We start from the raw sequence: 12,095 nt of genomic DNA, 5'->3' as shown, positions 1-12,095 counted from the left end.
TACCAGGGAGGCCCGTCTTGATCACCGGAAGCATCGTCGCGATCGTGACCCCGATGCACGACAGCGGCGAGGTCGACCACACGGCCCTCGGCGAGCTCGTCGAGCGGCAGATCGACGCGGGCACCGCCGCGATCGTCTCGGTCGGCACGACCGGTGAGTCGTCGACGCTGTCGGTGCTCGAACACACCGAGGTCATGCGGCGCACCATCGAGGTCGCGAACGGCCGCGTCCCGGTCATCGCCGGCACCGGCGCGAACTCCACCGACGAGGCCATCCACCTGACCCGCGCCGCGCGGGCGGCGGGCGCCGACGGGGCGCTGCTCGTGACGCCGTACTACAACAAGCCTCCGCAGGAGGGTCTCTACCAGCACTTCAAGCGGATCGCCGAGACCGTCGACATCCCGCAGTACCTCTACAACGTCCCGGGCCGCACGGCCTGCGACATGCTGCCGTCGACGGTGGCCCGGCTCGCGGAGATCCCGAACATCGTCGGCCTCAAGGAGGCCAAGGGCGACCTGGACCGGGTCCGTGAGCTCGTCGCGCTGGGCCTGGACGACTTCGCGCTGTACTCCGGCGACGACGGCACCGCCCGCGCGTCGATGCTCGCCGGGTTCCACGGCGACATCTCGGTCACCGCGAACGTCGCCCCGGAGACGATGGCCCGCATGTGCAAGGCCGCCGTCGCCGGCGACGCCGAGACCGCCTCCGCGCTCGACGCCGACCTCGCGGGTCTGCACGCGGCGCTGTTCTCCGAGCCGAACCCCATCCCGGTGAAGTGGGCGCTGACCGAGCTGGGGCTCATCCCCGGCGGGATCCGGCTGCCGCTGGTGCCGCTGGACGAGTGGCACCACGAGGACGTCCGCGCCGCGCTGCGGGCCGCGGGCCTGCTGTCCTGAGCTCCGGGCGCCCCGGGGCGCTCCGGGGCGCTGTGTGCGCTCCGCGGTTGCCGACCGGTGCCGCCGGTCCTCAGGAGTCGCCCGACCCGCCGGTGTCCTCGGACGTCGCCGTCGTCGGCCCCGCGCTGGTGGTCTTCACGTTGCGCACGATGTCGCGGCCGAAGGTGACGTCGACCCGCTCGGCCACGGCCAGCTCCAGCACGGCGATCATCACCTCGCCGGAGATGCGGCGCATCCGCTCGATCGTCTCGTAGACGCGCGGCCACTGGTCGTCCGGGCGGCCCTCGGCGTCGAAGGGCTGCCAGATCTCGCCGAGGAACAGGTCGACGTAGAGCTTCGCGACGGCGTCGGCGTGCTTGCGCAGCTGCTCCACGACGTCGAGCGAGCGGGTGATCGGGATGCCGAGCCCGGTCAGCTCGGCCGCGGCGTTCATCAGCCGCGGGCTGATCTCCTCGTAGGTGTCGTCGCCCAGCTCGCGCAGCAGGCCCATCTTGACCCCGCGCTTGGCGACGGCGACGTCGGTGCTCTGGTACCGCTCGGCGAGCTCGGCGAGCTGCACGATCTGCCGGTCCTCGGGCGCGAACAGCGCACGCACGGTCCGGATGAACTGCACCACCTGCTCGGTGGAGCCGCCGGTGGTGTCGAGCAGCTTCTTGATCGTGTCGAGCTTGACGCCCTCGTCCTGCAGGTCCTGGATCAGCTCCAGACGTGCCGCGTGCCCGGGGCCGTAGTAGCCCGTGCGGGCCTTGACCTGCGGCGGAGGCAGCAGCCCCCGGGACTGGTAGGCACGGATGTTGCGCACCGTGACACCGCTGGACCGCGCCAGCTCGTCGATGGTGCGCCAGTCCGCCGTCTCCGGGTCCTCGACCATGACACGGAGATTAACAGCCGAGCATGTGACACGGGAATCAGAGGGGGGCGATTGCTATGTGACATCAGATGGTGCAGAGTTCATGTCATGTTCCGATCCGCTCCTGGCACGACCTCGCGGGGCCGGGGCCTGCTGGCCGCCGCGAGCGCTCTCACGACTCCGCTGCTGCCCGAGGACTTCCTGACCCTGGTCGACCCGCTCTGGTCGACGACGTCGCTGCGCGGCCGGGTCGTCGCCCGTCGCCGCGAGACCGGGCGGGCGGTCTCGGTGACCATCGAACCCGGGTGGGCCTGGGCCGGGCACCGCGCCGGCCAGTACGTCGGCATCGGCGTCGACGTCGACGGCGTCCGGTTCACCCGGAGCTACTCGCTCACCTCCCCGGAGGGCGCCGAGCACCTCACGGTGACCGTGCAGGAGGTCGACGGCGGCGCCGTGTCGCCCACCCTGGTCCGCGACCTGCCGATCGGCACGATCGTCGAGCTGGAGCAGGCCGCCGGCGAGTTCACCCTGCCCGACCCGCTCCCGGAGAAGCTGCTGTTCGTCACCGCGGGCAGCGGCATCACGCCGGTGATGGGCATGCTCCGCACGCTCGACCGCGCCGGGACGATGCCCGACGTGGTGCTGGTGCACGGTGCCCGCACGCCGGAGGACACGATCTTCCGCGCCGAGCTCGCCGGACTGGCCGCGCGGCACCCGTCGCTGCGGGTTGTGCTGCGCCACAGCGCCGTCTCCGGGCGGCTCGACCCCGCGACGATCGACACCGTCGTCGCCGACCGGGCGGACCGCACCGTCTACGCCTGCGGCCCCGACGGCCTGCTCGACGCCCTGGAGGGCGCCTGGGACGGCATCGTGGCCGAGCGCTTCACCCCGCCGGCCCGCGCCACCGAGGGCACCGGCGGCACCGTCGACCTCGGCGGCGGCGACGTCGTCGTCGAGCCGGGGCAGAGCCTCCTCGAAGCCGGTGAGGCGGCCGGGAAGCTCATGCCCAGCGGCTGCCGGATGGGCATCTGCTTCGGGTGCGTGCTGCCGCTGCGCGAGGGCAAGGTACGCGACCTGCGCACCGGCGAGGCGCACGGCGAGCCCGGCGACCTCGTCCAGACCTGCATCAACTCCGCGTGCGGGCCCGCCCGCATCGACCTTCCCTGATCCTTCCGCCCTTGATCTTCCGCTCCGACCGAAGGAGGTCCTCATGACCGCCGTCCTGGAGAACCCCGCGCACCTCGAGCCCGGCCCGGAGGAGACCGGCCGCGAGCAGCACCCGCAGCGCCCGGTGCTGGAGCTCGTGCCCTCCTCGCGTCGCGAGGACGTGCAGGCCACGACCGAGCTGACCGCCGAGCAGATCGAGGAGCTCGGCCGCCGGCTCGACGCCATCCGCGACCGTGTCCTCGCCGAGCGCGGCGCGTCCGACGCCGAGTACATCCGCGGCGTCATCCGCAAGCAGCGGGCGCTGGAGATCGGCGGCCGCGCGCTGCTGTTCGCCGGGGTCCTGCCGCCGGCCTGGATCGCCGGTACCGCCATGCTCTCGATCGCCAAGATCCTCGAGAACATGGAGATCGGGCACAACGTCATGCACGGCCAGTGGGACTGGATGCGTGACCCGAAGATCCACTCGTCGACCTGGGAGTGGGACAACGTCTCGTCCTCGGCGGAGTGGAAGCACTCGCACAACTACATGCACCACACCTACACCAACGTCGTCGGCAAGGACCGCGACGTGGGCTACGGGATCCTGCGCCTGTCCGAGGAGCAGCGGTGGACGCCGTACTACCTCGGGAACCCGCTCTACAACTTCCTGCTCAGCCTGTTCTTCGAGTACGGCGTCGCGCTGCACGACCTCGAGGTCGAGAAGGTCGTGGCGGGGCAGAAGCCGCTGAGCCGGGTGTGGGAGCAGGTCAAGTCGATCGGCCGCAAGACCGGGCGCCAGATCCTGAAGGACTACGTCGCGTTCCCCGCGCTGGCCGGGCCGTTCTTCCTGCCGGTGCTCGCGGGCAACGTGACCGCGAACCTGGTGCGCAACGTGTGGTCGCACGCGGTGATCTTCTGCGGGCACTTCCCGACCGGGGCGGTGCAGTTCACCGAGGAGCAGCTCGAGGACGAGAGCCGCGGCGAGTGGTACGTCCGTCAGCTGCTGGGCTCGGCCAACCTCGACGGCGGCCGGTTCTTCCACCTGATGACCGGGCAGCTGAGCTTCCAGATCGAGCACCACCTGTTCCCCGACCTGCCCAGCAACCGCTACGCCGAGATCGCCCCCGAGGTACGGGAGCTGTGCCGGGAGTACGGGCTGGAGTACACGACCGGGCCGCTGTGGAAGCAGTACATGCAGGTGCTCGGCACGATCAACCGACTGGCCCTGCCGAACGGCAAGCGCTGACCGCGGCCGCGCTGCTCGTCCCGCGGCGGCGGACCGGATCCCGGCCCGCCGCCGTCGTGGGCGCAGGGCGGGCCATACAGGTCCGGGACGACGTCGAGGAAGCCGTGCACCTGCGCGATCCGGCCGTCGCCGTTGGTCACGACGACGTCGAACCCGACCACCGGGGGCTCGGCACCCGAGGCGAAGACCTCCGGCGGCGCCGCCTGCCAGCGGAACCGCGCGTGGTCGTGGTGCGCGTCGACCTCGCCGTCCAGCCGGAACTCGAACCCGGCCAGCTTCTCCCGGGCCGCGCCCAGGAACCCGGCGACGCCGTCGTGCCCGGTGACGTCGGCGAGCGGGTCGGTGTAGCGGACGTCGGTGGTGAACAGCTCGGCGACGCGGGCCTTCCGCGCCGCCGGGTCGGCCTCGTTGAACGTCGCGACGTAGCGCTCGGCGAGGGTGGTGAAGTCGGTCATCCCTACCTCCTGGGTGGTGTGGTCCGGTCGGCACCGAGCCTGCTGCCGCCGGCGCCGCGGCGCGATGACCTGCGGGGTAATCGGATCCACCTACCCCGCAGGTAGTCGTCGCGGCGTCCGGGCCGGGCTAGCGTCGGGCCGGTGAGCGACACCGACGCGCGCCCCGCCCGCACCGCCGGACCGGGGGAGATGCTGCGGTTCTGGCGGGGCCGCCGCCGGCGCAGTCAGCTCGACCTGGCACTGGCGGCGGGGGTCTCGGCGCGGCACCTCAGCTTCGTCGAGACCGGGCGTTCGGGCGCGAGCCGGGAGCTGCTGGGCGCACTCGCCGAGGCGTTGGAGATCCCGCTGCGGGAGCGGAACGCGCTGCTGCTGGCCGCCGGCTACGCGCCCGCCTACGCCGAGCGGTCGCTCGACGACCCGGATCTCGCGCCCGTGCGGGACGCGCTGGCGCGGCTCGTCGCCGGGCACGATCCGTACCCGGCCCTCGTCGTGGACCGGTGGGGCGACGTCCGGCTCGCCAACGCCGCGGCCTCGGCGCTGCTCACCGGCCTCGACCCGGCGGTGCTCGGGCCGCCGCCGAACGTGCACCGGGTCTGCCTGCACCCCGCCGGGCTCGCGCCGCGCATCCGCAACCTGGCCCAGTGGCGGGAGCACCTGCTGCACCGGCTCGAACGGCAGGTGCGGATGACCGCGGACCGGCGGCTCGTCGCGCTGCTCGCCGAGTGCCGGGGCTACCCCGGACCGGGGGAGACCGCGCTGCCGTCGCCGGGCTCGGACGTGCTGCTGCCGCTGGTCCTCGACACCGACGACGGCACGTTGACGTTCCACTCGGTGATCTCGACCTTCGGCGCACCGCACGACGTCACCCTCGCCGAGCTGGCGTTGGAGACCTTCCTGCCCGCGGACGACGCGACGCGCGCCGCCCTCACCCGCCGCGCCGGCCGCTGAGCCCCGCTCAGCCCGCGACACCCGAGGACAGCGACAGCACCGGCACCGTCCCGTTCAGCACCGAGTCCCCGATCACCTGCTGCTTGTAGACGATCGGGTTGTGCACCGCGAGGGTGCGGGCGTTGCGCCAGTGCCGGTCCAGCGCCCGGTCGACGTCGACCGTGGAGGCGCCACCCACCTCGAACAGCTCCGAGGTCGCGTCCAGGACCAGCTGGGGCACGGTCGACTGGGCCCGGTACACGTCGAGCTCGGCCGTCGGGCCGTGTCCGGGATCGGTGAGCGCCCGCTCCAGCGAGGCCGCCGCGGCGTCGACCACGGCGGCGACGGTGAACGCGGCTGCGTCGACCCTGCCGACGACCTGCTGCACCAGCGGGTCGTCCTTGGGCAGGTCGGCGTTGCCGTAGGGCCAGTTGCGGCGCCGGTCGCGCACGTAGCCGGCGGCGTCGTCGGCGGCGCGCCGGGCGATCCCGGCCAGTGCCGCGAGCTGGACGAGCTGCAGGAACGCCTGCCGGACCGGCTGGTGCACGTCGGTCGGCGCGGGCCGCACCTGGACCGGGTCGACCTCCACCGCGATGAACCGGGTGGTGCCGCTGGCCGTGAGCTTCTGCCCGAAGCCGCGCCAGTCGTCGACCCGCTCGACACCCGGGGCGGTCGTCTCGACCAGCACGGTCACCCGCTCGCCGTTCTCGTCGAGGGCGACGACGTCGACCAGGTCGGCGTAGAGGGTCCCGGTGCAGTAGAACTTCTCGCCGTCGAGCAGGAGCCTGTCCCCGTCGCGGCGGAGCACCGTGGTGGCGGAGTTGCGCACCACCCCGCCGCGCTCGGAGATGGCGTTGCCGACCAGCCGTCCGGCCGCGATCTGCTCCACCCGCCCGCGCAGCACCGGGTCGTCCGCGGCGCCTGCCGACCACAGCTCGGTGAACAGGAGGTGGGTCCGCAGAGCCTGCGGGATGTTCGAGTCCGCCGCACCCAGCTCGACGAGCAGCCCGAACAGCTGGCGCAGCGAGGCGCCCGCGCCGCCGGCCTCCACCGGCAGCCGGACGGCGCCGAACCCGGCGTCGCGCAGGGCGGCGATCTCCGCCACGGGCAGGCGCCGGTTCAGCTCGCGTTCGACCGCACCGGCGGCGATCCGGTCGAACAGCGGGCGGAACCGGGCGTGCAGCTCGGCGTCGGTCACGGACACGGGGGTCTCCTGGGAGCTCGGGGACGACACACGTGGGGAACAGGGTCGGGAGGCGAGCGTAGGTCTCCCGCCCCGTGGGCCGCCGTGACCCGCGCCTCAGCCGGTGTGCGGGCGGCCGACGGTCCGTGTCCGGTCGGACACGACCCGCCGGTTCGCCCCGAACGGAGGTGGCTACCCTGGTGCAGCGTGGCACCCACCTCCGTCTTCCCCGCCCTGGAGCCGATCCTGCCCCGCGTCGCCAAGCCGGTGCAGTACGTCGGCGGTGAGGGGAACTCGCAGGTCAAGCCGTGGGACTCCGCGGCCGTCCGCTGGGCACTGCTCTATCCGGACGCCTACGAGGTCGGCCTGCCCAACCAGGGCGTCCAGATCCTGTACGAGGTCCTCAACGAGCGCGCCGACGCGCTGGCCGAGCGCTGCTACGCGGTCTGGCCCGATCTCGAGGCCCTGATGCGCGAGTCGGGGGTGCCGTCGTTCACCGTCGACGCCCACCACGCGGTCGGTGACTTCGACGTCCTCGGCGTCTCCTTCTCCACCGAGCTCGGCTACACCAACCTGCTCACCACGCTCGACCTGGCGGCGATCCCGCTGCACGCCCGCGACCGCGACGAGACCCACCCGGTCGTCGTCGCCGGCGGGCACGCGGCGTTCAACCCGGAGCCGGTCGCGGACTTCGTCGACGTCGCCGCGCTCGGTGACGGCGAGGAGGTCGTCGGCGACATCACCGACGTCGTGCGCGACTGGAAGGCGCAGGGACGCCCGGGTGGGCGCCGGGAGCTGCTGCTGCGGCTGTCGTCGACGCCGGGCTGCTACGTGCCCTCCCTCTACGACGTGACCTACGCCGAGGACGGCCACATCGCCGCGGTCACCCCGGTCGACGAGCGGGTCCCCGCCACCGTCCAGAAGCGCACCACCATCGAGCTCGACGAGTGGCCGTACCCGAAGAAGCCGCTGGTCCCGCTGGCCGAGACCGTCCACGAGCGGGCCAGCGTCGAGATCTTCCGCGGCTGCACCCGCGGCTGCCGGTTCTGCCAGGCGGGGATGATCACCCGCCCGGTGCGGGAGCGGTCGCTGCAGGGCGTCGGGGAGATGGTCGACGCCGCCGTGCGGGCCTCGGGCTTCGACGAGGTCGGTCTGCTGTCGCTGTCGAGCGCCGACCACTCCGAGATCGCCGAGATCACCAAGGGCCTCGCCGACCGCTACGAGGGCACCAACACCTCGCTGTCGCTGCCGAGCACCCGGGTCGACGCGTTCAACATCGACCTGGCCAACGAGATCTCCCGCAACGGCCGCCGCTCCGGGCTGACCTTCGCCCCCGAGGGCGGCTCCGAGCGGATCCGCCGGGTGATCAACAAGATGGTCTCCGAGGACGACCTGATCCGCACCTGCGCCGAGGCGTTCTCCCAGGGCTGGCGGCAGGTGAAGCTGTACTTCATGTGCGGGCTGCCCACCGAGACCGACGAGGACGTCCTGGAGATCGCGGGCATGGCGCACCGCGTGATCAAGGCGGGCCGCGAGGCGTCCGGGCGCAACGACGTCCGCTGCACCATCTCCATCGGCGGGTTCGTGCCCAAGCCGCACACCCCGTTCCAGTGGGCCGCCCAGTGCGCCCCGGAGGTCGTCGACGCCCGGCTGCGCAAGCTGCGCGAGGCCGTCAACTCCGACCGGCGGATCGGGCGCAACATCGGCATGCGCTACCACGACGGCGAGCCATCGCTGATCGAGGGACTGCTCGCCCGCGGCGACCGCCGGGTCGGCGCCGTCATCGAGAAGGTCTGGCGCGACGGCGGCCGGTTCGACGGCTGGTCCGAGCACTTCTCCTACCGCCGCTGGGTCGACTCCGCCGCCGAGGCGCTGGAGCCGCAGGGTGTGTCGCTGGACTGGTACACCGTCCGCGAGCGCGGGGCCGACGAGATCCTGCCCTGGGACCACCTCGACTCCGGCCTGGAGCGGGACTGGCTGTGGGAGGACTGGCAGGACGCGCTGGCCGGCCGCGAGCAGGACGACTGTCGGTGGACGCCGTGCTTCGACTGCGGCGTGTGCCCGTCCACCGGGACCGACATCGAGGTCGGCCCCAGCGGGACCACCCTGCTGCCGCTGACCGTGGTCAACCCGACGGCCTCGGCCGCGGGGTCGCTCGGGGACGCACGCCCGGGTGACTGAGAACGGCTTGTCCTCGATCCCGGACCCGGCCCTCGCCGGCGCCGACGGGTCGTCCTGGGAGTACGGCGGCAGACGCCTGCGGGTCCGGGTCGCCGACGAGCGCGACGTCGCCGCGCTCGGCAGGCTGCGTCGGCTCTGGCTGGAGGAGCGCGCCGGGCGGCCGGTCGAGGACCCCTCGTTCGCCGAGTCCTTCGCCGCCTGGTGGCGGGTCGAGCAGCCGCGGCGCGCGTTCTGGGTGGCCGAGGCGGGCAGCGACCGTGCCGGCTGGACACCGGTCGGGTCGATCAACGTGCTGGAGACCGTCCAGATGCCCCGCCCCGGGGCCCGCGGCACGCGCAGCGGGCAGGTCGGCAACGCCTTCGTCCTGGCCGCGTTCACCGAGGCCGGCGTGCCGCGGGCGCTGCTCGCCGCGGTCGTCGCCCACGCCAGGGCCCGTGGGTACCGGCGGCTGATGCTGGCCCCGACCGCGGGCAGCGCCGCGTTCTACCGACGTGCCGGGTTCCGGCCGGCCGGTGACACCCTGCTGGTCCTGGGCGACTGAGGGGGCCGCCCTCGCGTTCGCGTCCGTCCGGTCGGCTCCGTCCCGTGGTGTCCGGATCGGATACGCGACGGTCACAGGGGCACGTGATCTCACGGGAAACGTCGAACTAGGGTCTGGCCGCACCGGGCGCGACGGCGTCCGGATCCGGCGTGGGGGGACCACATGGCGACGACGCACGACCCGGCGGGCAGCAACCGCCCGGACTTCTCCCACGAGGAGGAGGGCTACCACAAGGGTCTGGGGAAACGGCAGCTCCAGATGATCGCCATCGGAGGTGCGATCGGAACCGGACTGTTCCTCGGTGCGGGCGGCCGGCTCGCCTCGGCGGGCCCCGCGCTGGCGCTGGTCTACGCGGTCTGCGGCGTGTTCGTGTTCCTGATCCTGCGGGCGCTCGGTGAGCTCGTGCTGCACCGGCCGTCGTCGGGGTCGTTCGTCTCCTACGCCCGCGAGTTCTACGGCGAGAAGGCGGCCTACGTGGCCGGCTGGCTGTACTTCCTCAACTGGGCCTTCACCTCCATCGTCGACGTGACGGCGATCGCGCTCTACATGAAGTTCTGGGGCGCCTTCTCCGACGCCCCGCAGTGGCTGATCGCCCTGATCGCCCTGGTCGTGGTGCTGGCGGCGAACCTGGTCTCGGTGAAGCTGTTCGGCGAGCTGGAGTTCTGGTTCGCGCTGGTCAAGGTGATCGCACTGGTGGCCTTCCTGGTGGTGGGCACGGTGTTCCTCGCGGGACGGTTCCCGATCCAGGGCGCCGAGACCGGCATCTCGGTGATCACCGACAACGGCGGTCTGCTGCCCAACGGCCTGCTCGCCGCGGTGGTCATCACCCAGGGCGTGGTGTTCGCCTACGCCGCGACCGAGCTGGTCGGCACCGCGGCGGGGGAGACCGAGAACCCGGAGAAGGTGATGCCCCGAGCGATCAACTCCGTGATCGCGCGCATCGCGCTCTTCTACGTCGGCTCGCTGGTGCTGCTCGGCCTGCTCCTGCCCTACACCGCCTACCGCGAGGGCGTCAGCCCGTTCGTCACGTTCTTCGACTCGATCGGCGTGCCCGGTGCCGGCACCGTGATGAACCTGGTGGTTCTGACCGCCGCGCTGTCCAGCCTCAACGCGGGGCTGTACTCGACCGGTCGCATCCTGCGCTCGATGGCGATGAACGGGTCGGCGCCGGGCTTCACCGGCCGGATGAACAAGTCGGGCGTGCCCTACGGCGGCATCGGCCTGACCGCGGTGATCACCCTGCTCGGCGTCGGGCTGAACGCGGTGGTCCCCGAGCAGGCCTTCGAGATCGTGCTGAACATCGCCTCGCTGGGCATCCTCGCCAGCTGGGCCACGATCGTGCTCTGCCAGATCCGGTTCGTGCGGATGACCGAGTCCGGCATCCTCACCCGGCCCTCGTTCCGGCTGCCCGGCTCGCCGTGGACCGGCTACGCGGTCCTGGTCTTCCTGCTCGGGGTGCTGGTGCTGATGGGCTTCGACTACCCGGTCGGGACCTTCACCGTCGCCTCCATCCCGGTGCTGGCGGTGCTGCTGACGATCGGCTGGTTCCGGGTGCGGACCCGGGTCCGCGAGGCCGCACAGGAGCGGATGGGCTACACCGGCGCCTTCCCGGTCCGCGCCGACCGGCCGCACCCGCCGCACCGCGGCTGACCGGACCGGGCCCGGTCTCTAGACTCCGAGCCGTGGCACGCGTGAAGGCAGGAGCGGCGGCGAACCCGGCACCCCCGACGGTGCAGCGGGTCCGCCTGCGCTTCGCCAAGCGCGGCCGGCTGCGGTTCCTGTCGCACCGCGACGTCGCCCGCAGCTTCGAGCGCGCCGTCCGCCGGGCCGGCGTCCCGGTCGCGCACTCGCACGGCTTCAGCCCGCATCCGCGGCTGTCCTGGGTCGGGGCCGCCCCGACCGGTGCGGCCAGCGAGGCCGAGTACGTCGAGATGGGCCTGACCCGCGAGGTCGACCCGGAGCTGGTCCGCGCGGCGATGGACCAGGCGCTGCCCGACGGGCTCGACGTCGTCGCGGCCGCGACCGCGGTCCCGCCGGCGCTGGCCGACCGGATCGACGCCGCCCGCTGGCGGCTGGAGGTCCGCGGCATCGCCGTCGAGGAGGTGCGGGCCGCGGTCGAGGCGTTCACCGCGCAGGAGTCGGTCGTGGTGACCCGGCTGACCCCGTCCGGCCGCAAGGAGATCGACGTGCGTGCGGCCGTCGTCACTCTGCTCGTCGAACCGCAGGTGAACGACCCGGAGGGCGATCGTGACCCGTCCGGGTCGGCGGGTTCGCCGTCCCCGGTCACCGACTGTGCGATACTGACGGCGGTCGTACGGCTGACGACACCGACCGTTCGACCCGATGACGTACTGGGCGCGCTCACCGTCGTCGCAGACCTGGCGCCGCCGGTACCGGTGACGGCCACCCGGTTGGCGCAGGGCCTGCTCGACGACGCGGGCGACCTGGTGGATCCGCTCGGTGCGGTCCCGGTGACCCGGGCCCGCCCGGACGCTTCCTGACCCGGACGGCGCACCGCCTCCGGTCCGGCGTTGAGCACCATCCCCGGAGATCGGGGAGCGACACCAGATGTGCCGCACCGCGCAACCCGCGCGTGCTGCGGAACGTACGCGCAAGGTCCCTGCGTGGCCGCCTCCGACGCGAGGCGCCCGGGGGCGAAGGAGCTGAATG

The 12,095-nt window shown here is 72.8% G+C and carries 10 protein-coding genes and 1 pseudogene; 8 read left to right on the top strand and 3 right to left on the bottom strand.

The features are described from left to right. Positions 1-17: 17 nt before the first annotated feature. The gene (gene dapA / locus Ae331Ps2_RS01125; protein WP_020627660.1) at positions 18-896 is read left to right on the top strand and encodes a 4-hydroxy-tetrahydrodipicolinate synthase; all 879 of its coding nucleotides are present in this window, start codon (positions 18-20) and stop codon (positions 894-896) included. A gap of 70 nt (positions 897-966) precedes the next feature. On the opposite strand, the gene Ae331Ps2_RS01120 is transcribed toward dapA, so the two are convergent. Further along, positions 967-1,767 (bottom strand): MerR family transcriptional regulator, encoded by an 801-nt coding sequence (locus Ae331Ps2_RS01120; protein ID WP_075311301.1) that lies wholly within the window; start codon positions 1,765-1,767, stop codon positions 967-969. 87 nt (positions 1,768-1,854) lie between these two features. Between Ae331Ps2_RS01120 and Ae331Ps2_RS01115 the strand changes: the two genes are divergently transcribed. Together Ae331Ps2_RS01115 and Ae331Ps2_RS01110 are read left to right on the top strand one after the other, a co-directional pair. Continuing rightward, complete coding sequence (locus tag Ae331Ps2_RS01115) at positions 1,855-2,913, top strand: ferredoxin reductase (RefSeq protein ID WP_083695107.1); 1,059 nt, start codon at positions 1,855-1,857, stop codon at positions 2,911-2,913. Between the two features lie 43 nt (positions 2,914-2,956). Then, positions 2,957-4,138 (top strand): acyl-CoA desaturase, encoded by a 1,182-nt coding sequence (locus Ae331Ps2_RS01110; RefSeq protein WP_020627657.1) that lies wholly within the window; start codon positions 2,957-2,959, stop codon positions 4,136-4,138. Positions 4,139-4,260: 122 nt separating this feature from the next. Here Ae331Ps2_RS01110 and Ae331Ps2_RS01105 read toward each other — a convergent pair. Continuing rightward, positions 4,261-4,593 (bottom strand): annotated as a pseudogene (locus tag Ae331Ps2_RS01105) (nuclear transport factor 2 family protein); the annotation flags it as partial. 189 nt (positions 4,594-4,782) lie between these two features. On the opposite strand from Ae331Ps2_RS01105, the gene Ae331Ps2_RS01100 reads away from it, so the two are divergent. Next, positions 4,783-5,541: a helix-turn-helix domain-containing protein gene (locus Ae331Ps2_RS01100; RefSeq protein WP_075313031.1), complete on the top strand. Its 759-nt coding sequence runs from the start codon at positions 4,783-4,785 to the stop codon at positions 5,539-5,541. 7 nt (positions 5,542-5,548) lie between these two features. Here Ae331Ps2_RS01100 and Ae331Ps2_RS01095 read toward each other — a convergent pair whose 3' ends face one another. After that, entirely contained in the window at positions 5,549-6,724 is a 1,176-nt protein-coding gene (locus Ae331Ps2_RS01095; protein WP_233147473.1) for an acyl-CoA dehydrogenase, read from the bottom strand. Positions 6,725-6,910: 186 nt separating this feature from the next. Between Ae331Ps2_RS01095 and Ae331Ps2_RS01090 the strand changes: the two genes are divergently transcribed. From Ae331Ps2_RS01090 to Ae331Ps2_RS01075, 4 genes are all read left to right on the top strand, one after another. Next, a complete protein-coding gene (locus tag Ae331Ps2_RS01090; protein WP_020627653.1) occupies positions 6,911-8,884 on the top strand; it encodes a TIGR03960 family B12-binding radical SAM protein in 1,974 nt (657 codons plus the stop codon). Further along, positions 8,877-9,425 carry a GNAT family N-acetyltransferase gene (locus Ae331Ps2_RS01085; RefSeq protein ID WP_020627652.1) on the top strand — a complete coding sequence of 183 codons (549 nt, stop codon included), beginning with the start codon at positions 8,877-8,879 and terminating at the stop codon, positions 9,423-9,425. Before Ae331Ps2_RS01090 ends, Ae331Ps2_RS01085 begins: the two co-directional genes overlap by 8 nt. Positions 9,426-9,587: 162 nt before the next feature. Further along, positions 9,588-11,075: an amino acid permease gene (locus Ae331Ps2_RS01080; protein ID WP_020627651.1), complete on the top strand. Its 1,488-nt coding sequence runs from the start codon at positions 9,588-9,590 to the stop codon at positions 11,073-11,075. A 41-nt stretch (positions 11,076-11,116) separates the two neighbouring features. Continuing rightward, positions 11,117-11,926 (top strand): TIGR03936 family radical SAM-associated protein, encoded by an 810-nt coding sequence (locus Ae331Ps2_RS01075; RefSeq protein ID WP_170917159.1) that lies wholly within the window; start codon positions 11,117-11,119, stop codon positions 11,924-11,926. Positions 11,927-12,095 lie beyond the last annotated feature (169 nt).

The sequence above is a fragment of the Pseudonocardia sp. Ae331_Ps2 genome (assembly GCF_001932405.1).
Lineage (GTDB): Bacteria > Actinomycetota > Actinomycetes > Mycobacteriales > Pseudonocardiaceae > Pseudonocardia.
The sequence above is the reverse complement of the archived record's forward strand: the minus strand, read 5'-3'. Positions and strand labels throughout refer to the sequence as shown.

Bases quoted from the DNA above. Each gene is read 5' to 3' on its own strand.
- Ae331Ps2_RS01100 (WP_075313031.1), top strand. From the start codon at position 4,783: ATGCTGCGGTTCTGGCGGGGCCGCCGCCGGCGCAGTCAGCTCGACCTG.
- Ae331Ps2_RS01110 (WP_020627657.1), top strand. From the start codon at position 2,957: ATGACCGCCGTCCTGGAGAACCCCGCGCACCTCGAGCCCGGCCCGGAG.
- Ae331Ps2_RS01115 (WP_083695107.1), top strand. From the start codon at position 1,855: ATGTTCCGATCCGCTCCTGGCACGACCTCGCGGGGCCGGGGCCTGCTG.
- Ae331Ps2_RS01080 (WP_020627651.1), top strand. From the start codon at position 9,588: ATGGCGACGACGCACGACCCGGCGGGCAGCAACCGCCCGGACTTCTCC.
- Ae331Ps2_RS01120 (WP_075311301.1), bottom strand. From the start codon at position 1,767: ATGGTCGAGGACCCGGAGACGGCGGACTGGCGCACCATCGACGAGCTG.